This is a genomic window from Enterobacter sp. TMH.L2 (assembly GCF_050847315.1).
GTDB lineage: Bacteria > Pseudomonadota > Gammaproteobacteria > Enterobacterales > Enterobacteriaceae > Cedecea.
Map to the genome: position 1 here is coordinate 3,172,196 of NZ_CP193791.1, position 20,729 is coordinate 3,192,924.

General features: G+C 54.6%; 15 protein-coding genes. 7 read left to right on the forward strand and 8 right to left on the reverse strand.

Features of this window, described 5'->3' with window-relative positions; genetic code table 11:
- Positions 1–3: 3 nt before the first annotated feature.
- The 3 genes from lolA to lrp form a co-directional block, all read right to left on the reverse strand.
- On the reverse strand, positions 4–615 hold the full coding sequence (gene lolA / locus ACREYP_RS15295) for an outer membrane lipoprotein periplasmic chaperone LolA (protein ID WP_166995483.1): 612 nt from the start codon (positions 613–615) through the stop codon (positions 4–6).
- Between the two features lie 176 nt (positions 616–791).
- Positions 792–4,505: a DNA translocase FtsK 4TM domain-containing protein gene (locus ACREYP_RS15300; protein ID WP_498880966.1), complete on the reverse strand. Its 3,714-nt coding sequence runs from the start codon at positions 4,503–4,505 to the stop codon at positions 792–794.
- Between the two features lie 121 nt (positions 4,506–4,626).
- Entirely contained in the window at positions 4,627–5,121 is a 495-nt protein-coding gene (gene lrp / locus ACREYP_RS15305) for a leucine-responsive transcriptional regulator Lrp (protein ID WP_000228469.1), read from the reverse strand.
- Positions 5,122–5,613: 492 nt separating this feature from the next.
- Here lrp and trxB point away from each other — a divergent pair, with 492 nt between their 5' ends.
- The 5 genes from trxB (at position 5,614) to infA (ending at position 11,443) form a co-directional block, all read left to right on the forward strand.
- Entirely contained in the window at positions 5,614–6,582 is a 969-nt protein-coding gene (gene trxB / locus ACREYP_RS15310; protein ID WP_336817855.1) for a thioredoxin-disulfide reductase, read from the forward strand.
- Positions 6,583–6,695: 113 nt separating this feature from the next.
- Positions 6,696–8,462 carry a heme ABC transporter permease/ATP-binding protein CydD gene (gene cydD, locus ACREYP_RS15315; RefSeq protein ID WP_336817856.1) on the forward strand — a complete coding sequence of 589 codons (1,767 nt, stop codon included), beginning with the start codon at positions 6,696–6,698 and terminating at the stop codon, positions 8,460–8,462.
- Positions 8,462–10,183, forward strand: a complete 1,722-nt coding sequence (gene cydC / locus ACREYP_RS15320; RefSeq protein WP_336817857.1) for a heme ABC transporter ATP-binding protein/permease CydC — start codon at positions 8,462–8,464, stop codon at positions 10,181–10,183. Before cydD ends, cydC begins: the two co-directional genes overlap by 1 nt.
- A gap of 61 nt (positions 10,184–10,244) precedes the next feature.
- A complete protein-coding gene (gene aat, locus ACREYP_RS15325) occupies positions 10,245–10,946 on the forward strand; it encodes a leucyl/phenylalanyl-tRNA--protein transferase (protein ID WP_008461108.1) in 702 nt (233 codons plus the stop codon).
- A gap of 278 nt (positions 10,947–11,224) precedes the next feature.
- A complete protein-coding gene (infA, locus tag ACREYP_RS15330; protein WP_002211347.1) occupies positions 11,225–11,443 on the forward strand; it encodes a translation initiation factor IF-1 in 219 nt (72 codons plus the stop codon).
- Positions 11,444–11,540: 97 nt separating this feature from the next.
- Here infA and clpA read toward each other — a convergent pair whose 3' ends face one another.
- Positions 11,541–13,814 (reverse strand): ATP-dependent Clp protease ATP-binding subunit ClpA, encoded by a 2,274-nt coding sequence (gene clpA / locus ACREYP_RS15335; RefSeq protein WP_166875461.1) that lies wholly within the window; start codon positions 13,812–13,814, stop codon positions 11,541–11,543.
- Between the two features lie 27 nt (positions 13,815–13,841).
- Positions 13,842–14,162 (reverse strand): ATP-dependent Clp protease adapter ClpS, encoded by a 321-nt coding sequence (clpS, locus tag ACREYP_RS15340; RefSeq protein ID WP_008461103.1) that lies wholly within the window; start codon positions 14,160–14,162, stop codon positions 13,842–13,844.
- Positions 14,163–14,485: 323 nt separating this feature from the next.
- Between clpS and cspD the strand changes: the two genes are divergently transcribed.
- Entirely contained in the window at positions 14,486–14,707 is a 222-nt protein-coding gene (gene cspD / locus ACREYP_RS15345) for a cold shock-like protein CspD (RefSeq protein WP_008461102.1), read from the forward strand.
- 77 nt (positions 14,708–14,784) lie between these two features.
- Here cspD and macB read toward each other — a convergent pair whose 3' ends face one another.
- Complete coding sequence (gene macB / locus ACREYP_RS15350; protein WP_336817859.1) at positions 14,785–16,731, reverse strand: macrolide ABC transporter ATP-binding protein/permease MacB; 1,947 nt, start codon at positions 16,729–16,731, stop codon at positions 14,785–14,787.
- Positions 16,728–17,843, reverse strand: a complete 1,116-nt coding sequence (gene macA, locus ACREYP_RS15355; RefSeq protein ID WP_336817860.1) for a macrolide transporter subunit MacA — start codon at positions 17,841–17,843, stop codon at positions 16,728–16,730. The genes macB and macA overlap by 4 nt, the downstream gene beginning before the upstream one ends.
- Before the next feature lie 142 nt (positions 17,844–17,985).
- Here macA and ACREYP_RS15360 point away from each other — a divergent pair, with 142 nt between their 5' ends.
- On the forward strand, positions 17,986–18,933 hold the full coding sequence (locus ACREYP_RS15360; RefSeq protein ID WP_336817861.1) for a VirK/YbjX family protein: 948 nt from the start codon (positions 17,986–17,988) through the stop codon (positions 18,931–18,933).
- A 21-nt stretch (positions 18,934–18,954) separates the two neighbouring features.
- Here the strand turns inward: ACREYP_RS15360 and ACREYP_RS15365 are convergent, their stop codons facing one another.
- A complete protein-coding gene (locus ACREYP_RS15365; protein ID WP_008461098.1) occupies positions 18,955–20,610 on the reverse strand; it encodes an ATP-dependent endonuclease in 1,656 nt (551 codons plus the stop codon).
- Positions 20,611–20,729 lie beyond the last annotated feature (119 nt).

The following is a 20,729-nucleotide window of genomic DNA, read 5'->3' on the forward strand; positions in this document are numbered from 1 at the left end:
CCTCTACTTACGTTGGTCGTCCACCGTGACGCCTTTTGGCGGGGTGAACGTAAACTTACCGGCATCCACTGCGCCGTTTTGCTGAGCCTTCAAAGTATAGCTGCTGCGCTGGTCATCCTGCTCTACGGCGCTGAACTGATGGATAGTGCCGTCTCGGCCGACGTTGATGGTGAATTGCTTCAGGTTACCCGAGCTGCTTTTTGGCGTCAGCACAAAGTCATCGCCGTTCTGCTTAATGTTGTATTGCTTCCAGTCGCTGGACTGGTTGCGGGCAATCAGCATAAACGGCGTATTGCTGGTGGCGTCTTTTAGCCAGGTAGCCGTAACCTGCTCAACGAACGGGTTGTAGAACCACAGGGTTTTACCGTCGGAAACGAGGATGCTTTCATCGGGCTGAGTCATGTGCCAGTTGAACAGGTTTGGGCGCTTAACCCACAGATCCCCCTGGCCTTCCTGCACGGCAGCGCCGCTACCATCGGTGACTTTCTGGGTGAAGCTGGCGTGGAAGCTGCCAACTTTATCAAGGCGACCTTGCAAATCCCCGGCTGCGTCAGCCCAGGCTCCGGTTGCGGTCAGGCCGGCTAACAGCGCACAGGCAATTACGATTTTTTTCATTATGTTCCCTCTGGATTCATTGACCACCTGACGATGGCGCGTCTGCTGCTCACTCTAGTGAAGTCTTCGGCTACCGCAACAGAAGAATAAGCTGATTTTCCGGTAATTTACCCATCTTTGCAAAAAGAGCCGCAGGCGCGGCTCTTTTTTGCTCAATGGACTAGCGCTCGGCCGGATTACTCAAACTGAGGTGGCGCAAGAACCTCTCGGTTACCGTTATGCCCCTGTGGGCTCACGATCCCCTGCGCTTCCATCTGCTCCACGATTCTCGCGGCTCGGTTGTAGCCGATACGGAACTGGCGCTGCACGCCGGAGATGGATGCTTTGCGTTTCTCTACCACGAAAGCGACTGCCTGATCGAACAGCGGATCCAGCTCTTCGTCACCGTCCATCCCGCCGCCACCGCCGTCACCGCTGCCTTCATCATCGGTAATGCCGGTGATGTACTGCGGACGGCCACGTGCTTTCCAGTCCTGCACCACCGCATGCACTTCTTCATCACGCACAAAGGCACCGTGCACACGAATCGGCGTCGTGGAGTTTGGCGCGGAATAAAGCATATCCCCCATGCCGAGAAGTGATTCAGCGCCGCCCTGATCCAGGATTGTGCGTGAGTCAATTTTGCTCGACACCGTAAACGCGATACGGGTTGGGATGTTAGCTTTAATCAGGCCGGTAATGACGTCAACCGATGGACGCTGGGTTGCAAGAACAAGGTGAATACCTGCGGCGCGCGCTTTCTGTGCGAGGCGGGCGATCAGCTCTTCTACTTTTTTGCCTACCGTCATCATCAGGTCGGCAAATTCATCCACCAGCACCACGATATACGGCAGTTTCTCCAGCATCGGGTGGCTCACTTCCATGCTGTCACCAGGTTTCCAGAACGGGTCAGGGATTGGGCGCCCCATGCGCTCAGCTTCCAGCACGCGTTCGTTGTAGCCCGCAAGGTTTCGCACGCCCAGCGCGGACATCAGCTTATAGCGGCGCTCCATCTCATTCACGCTCCAGCGCAGCGCATTCGCGGCGTCTTTCATATCCGTAACCACTTCGGTCAACAGATGCGGAATGCCTTCATACACCGACAGCTCAAGCATTTTCGGGTCGATCATAATGAAGCGAACATCTTCCGGCGTTGCTTTATACAACATGCTGATGATCATGGCGTTTACGCCAACCGACTTACCGGACCCCGTTGTACCGGCTACCAGCAAGTGAGGCATTTTCGCCAGGTCTGCAACGACAGGCTCACCGCCGATATCTTTACCCAGAACCACGGTCAACGGAGAGCCGTTGTCGCGGAATTTAGCGCAGTCGAGCACTTCACGCAGATAAACGGTCTGGCGCTTTTTGTTAGGCAACTCAAGGCCTACGTAAGGTTTACCCGGAATAACCTCAACCACACGCACGGCGACGGTGGAGAGCGAACGCGCCAGGTCGCGGGAAAGGTTAGAGATGCGGGCAGCCTTCACACCCGGAGCCAAATCCAGCTCGAAGCGGGTAATGACTGGGCCAGGGGAATAATCCACTACATCCGCTTTAATGCGGTAATCCGCCAGACGCGCTTCAACCAGGCGCGCCATCTGCTCCATTGCAAAGGTATCTACCGGTTCAACCTCAGTTGGAGGAGAAGTCAGTAGATCCAACGACGGCAGCGGCGTGGTCGGTTTCTGAAGCGGGCGGTCGTCACCATTGCGCATCAAGAACGGGTGGATCAGGCTCTCTTTTGGCTCTGGCGCAGCAGGCTGATGCTGAGCCGCCTGAGCATATTGAGAAGGCTGTGCAGCGGGTTGACTGTGCTGAACTGGCTGCGGGGCCGGTTCAAAGCTCGGGGTAAACAGCGGCTCGCTCGGCGTATCATCCACCAGTTCCTTCAACGATGACTGGAAATCAAAGTCGTCAAGAGAGAACGGCGCATTATTCTGCTGTGGCTGCTCGCTATAGCGCTGTTGCTGCTGTGCAGCAAACTGACGCGCAAGTTCCGCCTCTTCCTCCTCGGCCTGCTGTTCTCCAGACCAGCTTTCGTCTTCGTACTCTTCGCCATAGCGCTGCTGTTGCTGGGCTGCAAACTGGCGGGCCAGTTCGTGCTGCTGCAGCGCATCGCCTTCATCGCCGTAATAGTCTTCAGACTGCTGGTTTTCGGCGAGTCTCGCCTGCTCTTCTGCCATTCGCTGGGAAGGCAGTTTTATGCCATAGGACGCCAGTTCACGACGAGTCGGAACGCGTACCCGGTTTGGACGTGGCAGTTGAGGGCCAATACCTTCTTTTACCTGAGGACGTGGCGCATCGCTGGCGATACTGAACACGGGTGAAAATGCTGCCGCTGCAGCCCCAGCTTTTACTGCCTGCTGAATGCCAGATGCAGTCTGCGTTATATCCGGCACTGGCATTTCTGGTGCCAATAACGGCGTGGAAGCGGGCGCAGATGTCGGTATCAAAGGTTGAACCGGTTCCGGGCTAGCGGATTTTACTGGCGCATAGCTGTAAGGATCAGGCTTTGGCTCATTGACTGGTTGATACCACGCCGCAAGCTGTTCACGTTCCCGGGCTCGCTTCTCTTCCACTTCTTCAAAGTGGTACATCGGCGGGCGAACGTATTTCACCTCTTCTACCGGCTCAGGCACGGACTGTGGTTCAACGGCTGGCTGAGCCACTGGCACAACGGGTTCAGACCAGCTTTGATGCGTCTCAGGCACAACCTGCTGTTGTATGCTTGCCGGGTGCGGCGACGTGTAATGATCCGGGGCAGGCGCAATAACCGGTTCTGGCGTGACCGTTGTCGGTGCCGGTTCCCAGGCAATCGCTGGGGCAGCAAGCTCAGCGTCAACGGCAGGTGCCGGTGTTGATACTGGAGGCATTGAAGCAACCGGCGGTACCGGTGCAGCCCACGACTGGTGAACGGTTGTTGCCGCGGCAGCCGCTGCAATAGGCTCAACGGCAGAGTGTCCACTGAACAGCGGATCGTATTCCTGATCTTCTGGCAAAGTCGCTTTATGCCCGGAGAACAGCACATCGTTCGGATCTGCTTCTACACCACGAGCGCTGAACAACACATCGTCTTCAGCGTCATCCATACGCTTGCCGGAGAACAACGCCGCATCCGTTTTGCGACCATTAGGATTAGCAAACTTCTGCGATAAGCGCTGCTTACGCGCAAGCGCCCCGCGTAAAATACGCGCCCGGCGAGATTCGCGTTTCTCAGCAGAAACCTGCGGCGCTTCGTCTTCGTCATGCTCTTCTTCGTATTCGTCCTCATCCTGCCAGGTGTTATCCCGGCGGGTGCGGTTGCTGGCAAAAGTCAGCACGGTCAGCACCGCGCTGCCAAGTTTCTCAGCAATGCTGACCCAGGACCAGCCGGTGAACAGCGTCAGACCAGCAGCCCAAACGCAAAGCAGCGCAATTGTGCCGCCGCTGCTGTTCAACAGCGGCATCATAGCGGTGCTAAGCAAGCTACCCAGCACGCCGCCCGAAGCGAAGTACCAAATATCGTCCGCATTGATGGCCGCCAGGCCACAAGAGGTCAGCACCATCGCAAGTACGCCGATCAGGCGCAGCGAAACGGCAAAATAATCGATGAATTCTTCACTGTCGCGCTGGCGCCAGGTGAACCAGCAGCCCCCGATGATAATCACCGGAATGGTGTATGCCATCACGCCAAAAATGAAGAACAGCGTATCAGCAAACCACGCTCCCGGCGCACCACCCAGATTATGGATGGGCTCATGCCACGCGGTTTGCGACCAGCTGGGGTCTGAGGGGTTAAAACTTAGCAAGGCTGCCATCAAATAGATGGCGAATAAGGCAACAAGGATCAGCAACGCCTCGAGTAAACGGCGCCCGCTGCTCAGTTTCCGCAATGTTACTTCTTTATCTTCGGTATATTCCTGGCTCAAGAAAGGCTCTCCAGGTCCTTAAACTCAATGGAGACAACAGCACCGGCGGCCTGCCGGAGCTGTTGCTGTATGGATTCCCAGGAGTGTAACCAAAATACGCCAATTTTGCACCTGGCCCGTATTAACGGGTCTTAATGACCAAACGGTTACTCTGTTTGACCTCTTCCATGACAACATAAGTACGGGTGTCGTTCACGCCCGGCAGACGCAGCAGGGTCTCACCTAAGAGTTTACGATACGCCGACATATCCGGCACGCGTGTTTTCAACAGGTAGTCGAAATCACCGGATACGAGATGACACTCTTGAATTTCTTCAAGTTTCTGCACTGCGGCGTTAAATTGCTCAAACACATCCGGGGCGCCACGATTCAGAGTAATCTCAACAAATACCAGCAGCGAGGCATCCAGATAATGCGGGTTTAACAGCGCCGTATAGCCCTGAATAAAACCCTGACGTTCCAGACGACGAACGCGCTCAAGGCACGGCGTCGGCGAAAGCCCAACACGCTTTGAAAGCTCAACGTTAGAAATGCGCCCATCCTTTTGCAATTCGTTGAGAATATTGCGATCGATACGGTCGAGATCTTTGCCCGGGCGCTTCTTGCTATCTACCATTATTATTGTCTCTCTCTATTCCTTCCTTCACCTGCCATAACCCTGGTGACGTCAATGTTCAGGGTGTACGTGAGAAGACCGATGCCTTGCGGCTGCTATCGACATCACGCATAGCGTCTGTCCACGTCATGCGTAAATTTCAATAACTCGGTAAATTTGCATCAGGTTTGCGCGAGAGCACGCGGCTTCCACATCACCAAATGTTTTTCTTCCTCGAATGTTTTCGCAAATGCTTAGGGGATTGTCAAAGCAAAACATCTATTTTTAGTGGAACGTGCCAGATATTCCTTTTGGCTGATGATTATTCATCATTTTCGCACCGTGATTACCGTGCTATTACAATGATTATTTATGCACATGACGGCGATATTCATTGGGCTTATAGGCAGCATCAATGACACACATCGTTAACAACATTGCTGCACTCTTTTTTTACTGCAACGAATTCCCTACAATCCCCCCCATTGTCTGTAAACGTTCAATGAGGATCTCATGGGCACAGCTAAACACAGTAAGCTGCTTATTCTTGGCTCCGGCCCTGCGGGCTATACAGCAGCGGTCTACGCTGCACGCGCCAACTTAAAACCGGTTTTGATTACCGGGATGGAAAAAGGCGGTCAGCTGACCACCACAACCGAAGTCGAAAACTGGCCTGGCGATCCTAACGACCTGACCGGTCCGTTACTGATGGAACGTATGCACGAGCATGCGGCTAAGTTCGAAACTGAAATTCTGTTCGACCACATCACCAGCGTCGATCTGCAGAACCGTCCTTTCCGCCTGGTGGGCGACAGCGGCGAATACACCTGTGACGCGCTGATCATCGCGACCGGCGCATCTGCACGCTACCTTGGCCTGCCTTCCGAAGAAGCCTTCAAAGGCCGCGGCGTTTCTGCCTGCGCCACCTGTGACGGTTTCTTCTACCGCAACCAGAAAGTCGCGGTTATCGGCGGCGGGAATACCGCAGTTGAAGAAGCGCTTTATCTGGCAAACATTGCTTCAGAAGTGCATTTGATCCACCGTCGCGACAGCTTCCGCGCGGAGAAGATCCTGATTAACCGTCTGATGGATAAAGTGCAGAATGGCAACATTGTGCTGCACACCCATCGCACGCTGGAAGAAGTCACAGGCGATCAAATGGGCGTCAGCGGCCTTCGCCTGCGCGACACGCAAAACACCGATGTTACCGAAGAACTGGAAGTTGCAGGGCTGTTCGTGGCTATCGGTCATAGCCCGAACACCGCCATCTTCAACGGCCAGTTGGAGCTGGAAAACGGCTACATTAAAGTGCAGTCCGGTATTCACGGCAACGCTACCCAGACCAGTATTCCAGGCGTATTTGCCGCAGGCGATGTGATGGATCATATTTATCGTCAGGCCATCACTTCTGCCGGAACCGGCTGCATGGCCGCTCTGGACGCCGAGCGCTATCTCGACGGCCTGGCCGAACAGTGTAAATAATCTTAAGATGTTAAAAAAGGCGGCCTTGCTGGTCGCCTTTCTTGTTTCTGCCATGTAACATTGCCTGTCAAAATTGCCTGAGAATTCCTTCTTCTACCAGAATCTGGCACGCGATGAATAAAACCCGTCAGCAAGAACTTAGCCTCTGGCTAAAACAGCAAAGTCTTATCTCTCGCCGTTGGCTCGGCTTGTCACGTCTGCTCGGTTTGGTCAGTGGTTTACTGATTGTGGCCCAGGCCTGGCTGCTCGCCCGCATTCTCCAGCACATGATCATGGAAAATATTCCGCGTGAAGCACTGCTCATGCCGTTTATTTTGCTGGTTCTGGTATTTGTGCTGCGCGCGTGGATCGTGTGGCTGCGCGAAAAGGTCGGATTCCACGCCGGATTGCACATTCGCCAGGAAATTCGCCGCCAGGTACTCGACAGATTACATCAGGCAGGCCCAGCCTGGATTCAGGGCAAACCAGTGGGGAGCTGGGCTACGCTGGTTCTTGAACAAATAGAAGACATGCACGACTACTACGCGCGCTACCTGCCGCAGATGTCGCTGGCGGTCATGGTGCCTTTGCTGATTATTATTGCCATTTTCCCGATCAACTGGGCAGCCGCACTCATTTTGCTGGGCACCGCGCCGCTTATCCCTATTTTCATGGCGCTGGTAGGCATGGGCGCAGCCGATGCGAACCGCCGTAATTTCCAGGCACTGGCAAGGCTCAGCGGACACTTCCTCGATCGTCTTCGCGGGATGGAAACACTTCGTGTATTTAACCGTGGCGCGGCGGAAACTGAAAATATTCGCGCGGCAAGCCAGGACTTTCGTCAGCGCACCATGGAAGTGCTGCGCATGGCCTTTCTTTCTTCCGGCGTGCTGGAGTTTTTCGCCTCGTTATCTATCGCCGTGGTGGCCGTCTATTTCGGTTTCTCTTACCTTGGCGAGCTGAATTTCGGCCATTATGGTGCTGGAGTCTCTTTATTCGCTGGCTTCCTGGCGCTCATTCTTGCCCCTGAATTCTTCCAGCCGCTGCGTGATATGGGCACCTTCTATCACGCCAGGGCTCAGGCCGTAGGCGCGGCAGAGACCCTGAAGACCTTCCTCGACGCGCCGCTGCAACACCCTGAGCAGGGAACCGTGCAGCTTTCGGGCAACGGAACTTTCACTCTTGAAGCCCGAGAGATGACAATTCTGTCCGCAGAGGGGAAAGTGCTGGCCGGGCCGCTGAATTTTATGCTTCCTGCCGGGCAACGCGTGGCACTGGTGGGCCAAAGCGGTGCGGGCAAAAGCTCCCTGCTGAATGTCCTGTCCGGCTTCCTGCCCTATCAGGGGCAGTTGCTGGTCAATGGCGTCGAGCTGGCACAGCTTTCACCTGAATGGTGGCGCACACAGCTTAGTTGGGTGGGGCAAAATCCGCAGCTACCGGCGGCTACCCTACGTGACAACGTACTTCTTGGGATGCCAGAAGCGGACGGCACTCGTTTGCAGGCAGCTCTGGATAAAGCCTCGGTAACAGAGTTTCTGTCGCAGCTGCCAGAAGGTATCGACACCCCAATCGGCGATCAGTCTACCCGTTTATCCGTGGGTCAGGCACAGCGAGTGGCCGTAGCCAGAGCCTTACTCTCCCCTTGCGGTGTTTTATTGCTGGATGAGCCTGCCGCGAGCCTGGATGCCCACAGCGAACAGCGTGTAATGGAAGCGCTCACGGAAGCGTCCCAGAAACAAACCACACTGATGGTGACTCATCAATTGGACTACATCAGCAGTTGGGATCAAATTTGGGTGATGCGGAACGGGCTGATTGTTCAGCAGGGAAACTTCGAACAGCTTTCCGTTGAAGAAGGCCCCTTTGCTCTATTACTGGCCAGTCGCCAGGAGGAGATCTAATGCGCGCATTGCTGCCTTATCTGGCGCTTTATCGCCGCCACAAATGGTTACTGTCTTTAGGCGTTGTTCTGGCGATTATCACGCTGCTTGCCAGCATTGGTCTGTTAACGCTCTCCGGCTGGTTCCTTTCTGCCTCGGCCGTAGTGGGCGTTGCAGGACTCTACAGCTTTAACTACATGCTGCCTGCCGCAGGCGTTCGCGGGGCGGCTATCACCCGCACAGCGGGTCGCTATTTTGAGCGTCTGGTCAGCCACGATGCTACCTTCCGCGTCCTGCAGCATTTACGCGTGTCAACCTTTAGCAAGCTGCTGCCCCTCTCCCCTGCCGGGCTGGCGCGCTTTCGCCAGGGAGAATTGCTCAATCGCGTGGTGGCAGACGTCGATACGCTCGATCACCTTTATTTACGGGTTATCTCCCCGCTCGTCGGCGCTTTTGTCGTTATCCTGGTGGTGACTTTTGGCCTGAGTTTCCTTGATGTTTCCCTTGCCTTAACGCTTGGCGGATTTTTACTCGCGACTCTGCTCCTTCTGCCGCCACTGTTCTACCGCGCCGGGCAGCCAACCGGGGAAGCGCTAACCGTTCAACGCGGTAACTATCGCCAGCAGCTCACCTCCTGGCTGCAAAGCCACGCGGAATTAACCATTTTCGGCGCTGCAAACCGCGCGCGCGAACAGTTAGATGCCACGGAAAACAGCTGGCAGGAAGCGCAACGTCGCCAGGCCGGGTTAACTGCCCTGTCGCAGGCTGTCATGCTGCTTATCAGTGGTATTGCCGTACTGACGATGCTGTGGATGGCATCCGCAGGCGTAGGCGAAAGCCAATCTCCCGGCGCGCTGATTGCCCTGTTCGTCTTTTGTGCCCTGGCGGCATTTGAAGCGATGGCCCCGGTTACCGGCGCCTTTCAGCATCTTGGCCAGGTCATTGCCTCAGCGCTGCGCGTGACGCAAATCACCAGCCAGACACCTGAAGTTATTTTTCCTGAAGCAACGCAGCCCGAGCAACGGCGGGCAACTCTGGACATTCGTGAGCTGAGTTTTACTTATCCAGGCCAGAGTCAGCCTGCACTGAAAGACATTTCACTGTCTGTCAGCGCCGGGCAGAGAATAGCGATCCTCGGTAAAACCGGCTGCGGTAAATCCACTTTACTGCAATTACTGACCCGCGCATGGGATGCTCAGCAGGGCGAAATTCAACTTAACGGCATCGCCCTTAGCGCTTTTGATGAAGTCACTCTGCGCAAAGCAACGAGCGTTGTCCCTCAGCGCGTACACCTGTTTAGCGCCACGCTTCGCGATAACCTTTTACTGGCATCTCCAGAGGCCAGCGATGCCCAACTCAGCACCGCTCTGACTCAGGTAGGACTTGAAAAACTGCTTGAAGACGGCGCGCTTAATAGCTGGCTTGGCGAAGGTGGTCGTCAGCTTTCCGGCGGGGAGCTTCGTCGCCTTGCGATTGCCAGGGCAATATTGCATAACGCCCCTCTTATGCTGCTGGATGAACCTACCGAAGGCCTGGATGCAGAAACAGAGCGCCAAATCCTTGATTTGTTGGCTGAAGTCACCAGAGATAAAACGGTGCTGATGGTCACTCACCGCCTGCGCGGTTTGAACGCTTTTGACAGCATAATTGTGATGGACAACGGGCAAATAATTGAGCAAGGTAATCACGCTGAATTAATGGCGTCCGGCGGACGTTATTATCAATTTCGCCAGCGCCTGTAGGCGTTCTGAATAGACTATTATCAATTTATTATTGCTCTATTGCTCTGGAGTATTGGTCGTCATGCGCCTGGTACAGCTGTCTCGTGACTCGATTGCCTTTCCTTCGCCGGAAGGCGCGTTGCGTGAACCTAATGGGTTATTGGCGCTTGGCGGCGACCTGACCCCCGCACGCCTGCTGATGGCCTATCAGCGAGGTATCTTTCCGTGGTTTTCTCCCGGCGATCCTATTTTGTGGTGGTCGCCCGATCCCCGCGCCATTCTTTACCCGGCGCAGTTTCATCTTAGCCGCAGCATGAAGCGCTTTCATCGCACTTCGCCTTATACCGTCACGCTCAACCACGCTTTTGAGCGCGTACTCTATGGCTGCGCCAGCGACCGAAATGAAGGCACCTGGATCACCGCAGACATTGTAGAAGCTTATTTGCGCCTGCATGAATTAGGCCATGCCCACTCCGTTGAAGTATGGGAAGGAAAAGAGCTGGTAGGCGGCATGTACGGCGTGGCACAGGGAGCATTATTTTGCGGCGAATCTATGTTTAGCCGCCGGGTGAATGCCTCCAAAACGGCGCTGCTGGTTTTCTGTCAGCACTTTATTCGCCATGGCGGTAAATTGATCGACTGCCAGGTATTAAATGAGCATACGGCTTCGCTGGGCGTGATTGAAATTCCTCGTAGAGAGTATCTCCAGGCATTAGCGGAACTTCGCCTCCAGCACTTGGGCTCTCATTGCTGGGTTCCGCAGATGCTGAGCAATAATGTTTAACAACACATTTTATGTGAGGGTGTTATAATTAGCGCCGCTAAGTGGCTTTTGCCTGCTACCCCGCCGTTGTCTGGGATTTATTGTTTAAGGGAATACCCTCTCATTTATCTCCTTGCGTTCTTCGTCGCAGACGTTGCCATGCGGCAAGCTGCTAACCGGCGGGTAATAAGCAAAATGCACTTTCACTGGTGATTTCACCAACAATTCTTTACATGATAAGCGAACTTCGGCATTATCTTGCCGGTTCAAACTACGGTAGTGATACCCCAGAGGATTAGATGGCCAAAGAAGACAATATTGAAATGCAGGGTACCGTACTTGATACGTTACCTAACACCATGTTCCGCGTTGAGCTGGAAAACGGGCACGTGGTTACCGCTCATATCTCCGGTAAAATGCGCAAAAACTACATCCGCATTCTGACGGGCGACAAAGTCACCGTTGAGCTGACCCCGTACGACCTGAGCAAAGGCCGCATTGTCTTCCGTAGCCGTTGATAGTTTTTATTCCGCGGCCTGAGATGGGCGGCGTTGAGTGTTCGTTGTAATAGAAAGGCCGGGCAATGCCCGGCCTTTTTTACATCCTCAGCCAGCGCTAGTGCGCGGCCTCCGGCTTGTGCTTCTGCGCACTCGCAAAGTTGAAGGTCAACTGCTGCTGGTCTTTATCCAGCGCAACCGTAACCTGCCCACCGTCAACAAGGGTGCCGAACAGCAGTTCGTTGGCTAGCGGTTTTTTCAGGTTGTCCTGGATAACACGCGCCATTGGGCGAGCGCCCATCGCGCGGTCATAGCCCTTCTCTGCCAGCCAGTCACGCGCTTCCTGGCTCACTTCCAGCGAAACGCCTTTCTGATCCAGCTGAACCTGTAGCTCGACAATAAACTTATCCACCACCTGATGAATCACCTCGGTAGAGAGGTGGTTGAACCAGATAATGTTGTCGAGACGGTTACGGAACTCCGGCGTAAAGATCTTTTTGATCTCTTCCATTGCATCGGTGCTGTTGTCCTGGCGGATAAGCCCGATAGATTTACGTTCGGTTTCCCGCACCCCGGCGTTGGTGGTCATCACCAGAATCACGTTGCGGAAGTCCGCCTTGCGTCCGTTGTTATCGGTCAGCGTACCGTTGTCCATTACCTGCAGCAGCAGGTTAAAGACATCCGGGTGCGCTTTTTCGATTTCATCAAGCAGCAGAACCGCATGTGGATGCTTAATCACCGCATCCGTCAGCAGCCCACCCTGATCGAAACCAACATAGCCTGGAGGGGCGCCAATCAGGCGGCTCACGGTATGGCGTTCCATATACTCGGACATATCAAAGCGCAGCAGCTCAATGCCCAGCGACTTCGCCAGCTGCACGGTGACTTCCGTCTTACCAACCCCGGTAGGGCCAGCAAACAGGAACGAACCGACAGGTTTATGATCCTGACCCAAACCGGCACGACTCATCTTGATCGCTTCGGTCAGCGCTTCAATCGCTTTATCCTGGCCAAACACCAGCATTTTCAGGCGATCGCCCAGGCTTTTCAGCGTATCGCGATCGCTCGCGGAAACGCTTTTTTCCGGGATGCGCGCAATGCGAGCGACCACGGTTTCGATGTCCGCCACGTTAACTGTTTTCTTACGCTTGCTGACCGGCATCAGGCGGCTACGTGCGCCCGCCTCATCAATGACGTCGATAGCCTTATCCGGCAGATGCCTGTCATTGATGTATTTCACCGCCAGCTCAACCGCCGCGCGAATCGCCTTCGCGGTATAGCGAACGTCGTGGTGCGCTTCGTATTTCGGTTTCAGTCCGTTGATGATCTGCACCGTTTCTTCAACGCTTGGCTCAGTAATATCAATCTTCTGGAAGCGGCGTGCCAGGGCACGATCTTTTTCGAAGATGTTGCTGAACTCCTGATAAGTCGTCGAGCCAATCACCCGAATTTTACCGCCGGAGAGCAGCGGTTTAATCAGGTTAGCGGCGTCGACCTGGCCACCGGAAGCCGCGCCCGCGCCAATAATGGTGTGGATTTCATCGATAAACAGGATGCTGTTTTGATCCTGCTCGAGCTGTTTCAGCAGCGCTTTAAAACGTTTTTCAAAATCGCCGCGGTATTTGGTACCGGCCAGCAGAGAACCGATATCCAGCGAGTAGATGGTGCAGTCGGCCATCACTTCCGGCACATCGCCCTGCACAATTCGCCACGCCAGCCCTTCGGCAATAGCCGTTTTACCCACGCCAGATTCACCGACCAGCAGCGGGTTATTTTTACGGCGACGGCACAGAACCTGGATAGCACGCTCCAGCTCTTTATCGCGGCCAATCAGCGGATCGATCCCGCCCACGCGCGCAAGCTGATTAAGATTGGTGGTGAAGTTTTCCATACGTTCCTCCCCGCCTGCTTGCTCTTCGTTGACCGGATTTTCAGAACCCGATGACTGATTCGGTTCGTCTTTGCGCGTGCCGTGAGAGATAAAGTTCACCACGTCGAGGCGGCTTACTTCATGTTTACGCAGCAGGTAGGCTGCCTGGGATTCCTGTTCGCTGAAAATGGCAACCAGCACGTTGGCGCCGGTCACTTCACTGCGCCCGGAGGACTGCACATGGAACACCGCTCGCTGCAGCACACGCTGGAAGCTTAGCGTCGGCTGCGTGTCGCGCTCTTCAACGTTGGGTGGCAGGACCGGCGTAGTTTGTTCGATGAAGGCTTCGAGCTCCTGCCGCAGCGCCACCATATCCACAGAACACGCTTCCAGCGCTTCGCGGGCAGATGGGTTACTGAGCAATGCCAGTAACAGATGCTCGACGGTCATAAACTCATGTCGGTGCTCGCGCGCTCTGGCGAAAGCCATGTTTAAACTGAGTTCCAGTTCTTGATTGAGCATAGGCACCTCCCCAAATTATCGGCCTTGTCAGGCCTTTTCTAGCGTACACAGCAACGGGTACTCGTTCTCCCTTGCATACTGGTTCACTAACGCCACTTTGGTTTCCGCTACTTCTGCAGTAAAGATGCCACAGATAGCTTTACCCTGATAGTGAACCGTGAGCATCAACTGCGTGGCACGTTCAACATCATAAGAAAAGAACTTTTGCAGTACGTCAATAACAAATTCCATTGGCGTGTAGTCATCGTTCATCAGTATAACTTTATACATGGAGGGCGGTTTTAGCGTTTCGCGCAGTTTATCCGCCGCCATTTGGTCAAAGTCCAACCAGTCGTTCGTCTTACCCATTGCGATTTATCATCGTTTGTTGAAGCCCAACATACTGTCAGGCAAGGCCTTATATTGAGTGTAATACGCTTTTCGCAAACGTATGACAACGTATTCGATCCCGTAACGAATCTCCGTAAGCGAGCTACATCACATTAATAGCAATAGCGTTAACTGCTTCAAATTTTTGACTCATTGTTGCCTTACCTGCCCCGCCAGACGCTTGACGCAGTGTATAAAATATCTACATTGTAGCGGGGTGAGTTGGCGAGGTTTTGAACAGCCCGCCCTTACCCACCGGTTGATTCCATCTCACTATTAAGAGTTACGAAGGATGTCGAAGCATGGAGACGGGTACTGTTAAATGGTTCAATAACGCCAAAGGGTTCGGTTTCATCTGCCCGGAAGGCGGCGGCGAAGACATCTTCGCTCACTACTCCACCATTCAAATGGACGGGTACAGAACGTTAAAAGCCGGACAGCTTGTCAGGTTTGATGTGCATCAGGGACCTAAAGGCAACCATGCCAGCCTGATCGTTCCCCACGAGGCGGAAGCGGTCGCGTAGTTCCCCATTAATTGTGTACATCCCGCAAATAAAATGCCAGCCCATAAGGCTGGCATTTTTATGACCAACCGCCGGGATTACTCACGAGCCAGTGCATCGATGGGGTTCAGGCGCGCCGCGTTTCTGGCCGGCAACCAGCCAAAGAGCACCCCCGTGGCCGTGGAGCAGCCAAACGCGGTCAGCAGTGCCAGCGGCGAGAAACCTATCTGCCAGCCCGGCAGCACCAGCTGCAGCGTGAACGCGATAACCAGCGACAGCGATATCCCCAGCGCGCCACCGACCAGGCAAACCAGCACCGCCTCAATTAAAAACTGCTGCAGTACATCGCTGGCTCGGGCGCCCACCGCCATACGGATACCGATCTCTTTGGTACGTTCAGTGACCGACACCAGCATAATATTCATGACCCCAATCCCCCCAACCAACAGCGAAATAACCGCTACCAGCGTCAGGAACATCTGAAGAGTACGTGTGGTCTTTTCCGCCGTTTTCAACAGCCCGTCCATGTTATAGGTGAAAAAGTCTTTCTTGCCATGACGCAGCGACAGCAGGCGATTAAGCTGCTGCTCGGCTTCGTGGCTGTCGTACCCTTCTTTAACACGTACGGTTATTGAGTTGAGCCAGCTTTGCCCCATCACGCGCCCGGCCATCGTGTTATAAGGCAGCCAGACGCGCAGCACTTTGCTGCTGCCGAACATCGACTGTTTCTCTTCCGCCACGCCAATCACCGTGGCCGGCATATTCCCCACCAGCACAACTTCCCCGACAACATCACTTTTGTTCGGGAAAAGCTGCCTTTTGCTATTGGCGTCCAGCACCACAACCTGAGCACGACCCTTCATCTGCTCGTCGTTAAAGCTTGCGCCCTGGCTCATAGTCATACCGTAAACATCAAAATAGTCGCCGCTGACGCCATTGACGCTGGCCGCCGCATCCACGTTGCCGTAGCGAAGGCGTAAATTGCTGGAAATAGAAGGCGTGGCCGAACTTACCCAGGGCTGCTGGCCGATAGCCAGCAAATCATCATATTTTAATGCCTGCTGGAACTGCGGATTGTCATCACCAAAATCTTTACCGGGGTAGACATCGATCGTATTGGTGCCGATGGAGCGAATATCCTCCAGCACCATCTGCTTGGCGGCATCGCCCACCACGACAATGGAGACCACCGAGGCAATGCCAATAATAATGCCAAGCATAGTCAGCAGCGTGCGCATCTTGTTCGCGGCCATCGCCAGCCAGGCCATGCCGAGCGCCTCGCGGAAACTGCTGATGACTTGCTGTATCGACGAACCGCTTCGCAGCGTTTGATTTTCAACCATGCGCGCCGCAGGCTGATGAACCGGCGGAGGATTACTGATAATTTCTCCGTCGCGAATTTCAATAATACGCTGAGCCTGCGCCGCCACGGCCGGATCGTGAGTCACAATAATCACCGTATGCCCGCGCTCGCGCAGTTGCTTCAGCGTGGCCATCACTTCTTCGCCGGAATGACTGTCCAGCGCACCCGTGGGTTCATCCGCCAGAATCACCTGCCCGCCGTTCATTAACGCACGGGCGATACTGACGCGCTGCTGCTGCCCGCCCGAAAGTTGTGACGGCAGATATTCCACCCGCTCCTTTAGCCCCAAACGCCCAAGCAACTCATGCGCCCGCTGCTGACGCTGGGCTCTCGTTGTCCCGGCGTACACCGCTGGGACTTCAACATTTTGCGAAGCATTCAGATGAGAAAGCAGGTGATAACGCTGGAAGATAAAACCAAAATGCTCGCGACGCAGCGTCGCCAGCGCATCGTTATCCAGCCCCGACACATCCACGCCCGCGACCTTATAACTGCCGCTGCTGGGTTTATCCAGGCAACCGAGGATGTTCATTAGCGTCGATTTACCGGAACCGGACGCACCGACAATCGCCACCATTTCCCCGGCTTCAATCGTCAGGCTGATGCCCTTCAGGACCTCAACCTGCTCTTCACCAGAAGGATAGCTGCGGCGAATGTCCTTTAATTCAAGCAGCGCCGTCATTTGCTACTCCCGGCATTGGCGCGACCAGTCACCACCTCTTCGCCTTCTTCCAGCCCATTAACGACCTGAACCTGGGTGTCGTTTCGCATCCCGATAGTTATTTCACGGGTTTTGGTTTCCCCGTTGCGCAACACCGTGATGTTATAGCGATTATCACCGATCGGTTCGCCCAGCGCGGCCAGCGGAATCGTCAGTACATCTTTTACGCTGCCGAGTTGAATATGCACCTGAGCGGTCATATCCAGGCGCAGAATGCCCTTCGGATTCGGCACCTCAAAACGCGCATTATAGAAAATGGCCTCATTGACTTTGTCTGGCGTCGGCAGGATATCTTTCAGCACGCCTTCATAGCGCGTCATCGGGTCGCCAAGTACCGTAAACCAGGCTTTCAGGCCCGGTTTGAGATGGATAACATCGGCTTCAGAGACCTGCGCTTTCACCAGCACCGTGCTTAAATCCGCCAGCGTCAGAATATTTGGCGCCTGCTGCGCCGCAATCACGGTTTGCCCCTGCAGCGTCGTTATCTGCGTCACTTCCCCCGCCATTGGCGCGACGATACGGGTGAACTCGAGGTTAGTTTTCGCGGTGCTCAAAGAAGCCTGATTGCGCTTAATTTGGGCGTCAATGGTGCCAATCTGAGCCTGTTTTACCGCCAAATCGGTTGCCGCTTTATCAAGATCCTGGCGGGGCACCGCCTGAGTTTTTGCCAGCGTCTGCTGGCGGGAAAGTGTCACCGCGGCAAGCTTACTTTCAGCTTCGGACTGCATACGCTGGGCACGCAGCTCCATCAGCGTGGCCTCAACCTCTTTGACCTGGTTTTCTGCCTGTTCGGGATCGATAACCCCCAAAAGCTGATCTTTTTTTACTTTATCGCCGATGCTAACTGACAGCGTTTTTAACTGCCCGCTCACCTGCGCCCCGACGTCAACTTTGCGCACGGCATCGAGCTTTCCGGTGGCCAGAACGCTTTGTTGAAGCGAAGCCTTACGCACGATCATCGTTTGATATTGTGGGGCTGGCACATGCAAAAACTGCCAAAGCCAGAGGAAAAATATCACCACCAGCAGCGCGTAAAGCCAATAACGTTTTTTAAATTTTCCCTTAATTTTCATATAAATCCTGAAATAGCTAGCGCATGATTAAACGGTTCTTAAACAAACTGCACAATGTGAAGATATGTAACAGTTATTGAACGTCGGTTGACATCCGGCGTGCTGAAATAGTGCCATCTTTCCCGAATATCAGGTTGTTATTATGTCCCAGATCGCTGCCGCGCATGTTACCGAAGCCCTGCCTCAAACAGGCTGGAAACTCTTCCTTTCCCTCGCGACGGGGGAATGGCAGCCGGGAGCATCCTGGGGCAAGAAGGCTTACCGCCGCAAGTTTATTTTACGCTCACTGGCGATGCCTTTGCACACCGTCAGCCTGATGAACAACCTCGCAAGCCAGCCTCATCTTGCCAGCATGCTGAACGCTCAGCCTGGTCTGCCTTGCCGCCTGCATCGCCCTTACCTTGCGCTGCCGCTAAAACGCAAGCATACGCGGGATACTATCGCTTACCACTACCAGAAAATTGCCGAGAAAATGCCGAAAAAAATGCTTAACGGGCATTTCTCTGCAGAAGGTTACCGCCTGGCCACGCTGGTGGGTAAAAACAACGAGCTGATGTTTATCGATCTCACCTCTCACGATATTGAAGGTAAAGAAGGCGAAGCTTTCCTGAACTTCTGTAATGAAGAAGGCGTTCCCCTGGCGCGTATGACCTTTACTCTCAACCAGTTTGAAGGCAAGAACACCTTCTTTATTGGCTGCCTGCAGGGAGCCAAAACCTGGGTGCCTCATGAAGCCATTCAGGCTGCCACAAAGGCTTGCCACGGGCTGTTCCCGAAACGCATGCTGCTTGAGGTTGCCTGTGAACTGGCGAAGCTTCTCGACGCAGAGCGCATTCTGGCCGTCGGCAACGGTACGCATATTTACCGTTCATGGCGCTACGAGAAGAAGAAAAAAGACAGTCTACATGCGGACTATGACAGTTTCTGGCAGTCTATGAGCGGTGAACCTCGCGCCGACGGCCTGTTTACCCTGCCATCCAGCGTGGAACGCAAACCGCTGGAAGACATTGCCAGCAAAAAACGTGCAGAATATCGCCGCCGTTATGAATTGCTCGACGGCATGATGAACAGCATCAACGGTCATTTCTAGATCTGCATTTCCAGCCGGGCGCTAATCCGCCCGGCCACGCGCCAGCCAAAGCACCCGAGAAAACATTTTACGAAACAGCGGCGGAACCGCATCCACGCCGCGACGCCCCGCCTCCAGAGCCACTTCGATAGCTAAATCCGGCTTTGACGAACGATGAATAGCTTTCGTAATAATCCTGCGCAAATTCATCGGCACATTTTCGGGCAACTGAGCCACGCGATGAAACACATCCGAAAATCCCTGCCGATACATAAAGTGTTCCATATCCAGCGCAGGCAGCGCTGTAAGATGATCGCGCTCCTGATCCCGGTCATTGTCCAGCAAGCCGCGTACGGTTGCCGCATATTTTTTACCGGCATCATCCCCGTCCACCAGCACATGCCATTCAATGCCCATCCGGCGAGCGAACTTAATCAGCGGGCGCAGGCCAGATTGTGCAAACTCGATGACCTTCACGCCTTCGGCATCAAAATGGTGCCCACACTGGCGCGCCAGTTCGTTCATCACCCACACTTCGGTCTCGCCTTCCACCAGCAGCCAACAGCGGGCAAAGAGTGACGACGCGCGATTAAAACGAATGTGGAAAGCAATTCTCCGGCTCTCTTCCGCGTTCATACCGCCCGGTCCAAGCCGCCACGCGGCCACTCGGGAGGATTCACGCACCAGCCGGCAAACCTGTTCTACCGGCGTCAGAGAGAGCAGCTCTCCGGAATTGGTCGTGGTAATTTTTTGTAGCGGCAGCAGATTCAGCAGGTGCCAGGCGACAGACAGCATAATCGGATGCAGCCGGGTTTCAGGATCTTCCACCAGCAGCAGCGGGCGAGCGTCCCTGTCGAGCGCAATGCTGCCCTTCGCCTGTAGCAACGTGGAAAACATGCCCAGCAGGATCATGCGGTGCGAACGGCTGCCTGGCTTGTCGATCATCCGGTTGATCACATCCAGATAGCGCCAGCTGCGCTGCTCATCATGAGAACGCCGCCGCATCAGGCGCTGGTGGGCTATCGCGCCCTGCTCAGAGAAATAGTGTTCAAGCAGCTGTACCATGGCCGACAGCCCTTGCCGCAGCTGCGCATCGGTGAGGTTTTGCGGCCTTGATACCAGCTCTCGCGCCAGGAAATCCAGCTGGCGCGCGGTCAGCTCCGTTTCCGGCATTTCGGGCATGCTTCCGTTGCGCAGCCGCCGCATGAATCGGGCATCTCTGAGGCGCAGCACCGGGTTCAGCCGCGTGATATTCATCGCCATATCGTCAATTTCGTCCAGCGCCAGCGGCTGGCCGTGGGCATTGAGAAAGCTTCGCAGCGTTAAAACCGTCCCTTCATCCCCAAGCTCTCCTTCCAGACGGTAATAAATACGATGGAAGCCGTCGTTCCCCGCCACCCAAACCGGGGAAAGGTTACGATACCGCCGCCCTAAATGGTGGCCAGGCGCCGCCTCGCGGAAGGTCAGGATGATTTGCAGGTGACTTTCACGGCCATGCAGCTCGCCGGGGGGAAAATAGAAATCTTCGCGAACAAAATGGTACAGCTCCCGGTGCGGGGAAAGTAGCAAAGTCAGCGCATCTAACAGGCTGGATTTACCCCAGGCATTTTCGCCAATCAGCACGTTGTTTTGCTCAAGCATTAACGACAAACGGTTAATACCGCGAAAACCAACCATCTCAACTCGCTCGAGAAACATACCGCCTCCTGTGCATCCGCTTTCATCCAGCGTCCTTTTCGAGTATAGCGGCAACCCGGAAGGCAATGTAACCACACAATGTCAAAGCGTTACGCGATAAACGCACGCCGCCTTTACCA

Coding starts and splice junctions, on each gene's coding strand:
- lolA (WP_166995483.1), bottom strand. CDS start 615: ATGAAAAAAATCGTAATTGCCTGTGCGCTGTTAGCCGGCCTGACCGCA.
- lrp (WP_000228469.1), bottom strand. CDS start 5,121: ATGGTAGATAGCAAGAAGCGCCCGGGCAAAGATCTCGACCGTATCGAT.
- trxB (WP_336817855.1), top strand. CDS start 5,614: ATGGGCACAGCTAAACACAGTAAGCTGCTTATTCTTGGCTCCGGCCCT.
- cydD (WP_336817856.1), top strand. CDS start 6,696: ATGAATAAAACCCGTCAGCAAGAACTTAGCCTCTGGCTAAAACAGCAA.
- cydC (WP_336817857.1), top strand. CDS start 8,462: ATGCGCGCATTGCTGCCTTATCTGGCGCTTTATCGCCGCCACAAATGG.
- aat (WP_008461108.1), top strand. CDS start 10,245: ATGCGCCTGGTACAGCTGTCTCGTGACTCGATTGCCTTTCCTTCGCCG.
- infA (WP_002211347.1), top strand. CDS start 11,225: ATGGCCAAAGAAGACAATATTGAAATGCAGGGTACCGTACTTGATACG.
- clpA (WP_166875461.1), bottom strand. CDS start 13,814: ATGCTCAATCAAGAACTGGAACTCAGTTTAAACATGGCTTTCGCCAGA.
- clpS (WP_008461103.1), bottom strand. CDS start 14,162: ATGGGTAAGACGAACGACTGGTTGGACTTTGACCAAATGGCGGCGGAT.
- cspD (WP_008461102.1), top strand. CDS start 14,486: ATGGAGACGGGTACTGTTAAATGGTTCAATAACGCCAAAGGGTTCGGT.
- macB (WP_336817859.1), bottom strand. CDS start 16,731: ATGACGGCGCTGCTTGAATTAAAGGACATTCGCCGCAGCTATCCTTCT.
- macA (WP_336817860.1), bottom strand. CDS start 17,843: ATGAAAATTAAGGGAAAATTTAAAAAACGTTATTGGCTTTACGCGCTG.
- ACREYP_RS15360 (WP_336817861.1), top strand. CDS start 17,986: ATGTCCCAGATCGCTGCCGCGCATGTTACCGAAGCCCTGCCTCAAACA.
- ACREYP_RS15365 (WP_008461098.1), bottom strand. CDS start 20,610: ATGTTTCTCGAGCGAGTTGAGATGGTTGGTTTTCGCGGTATTAACCGT.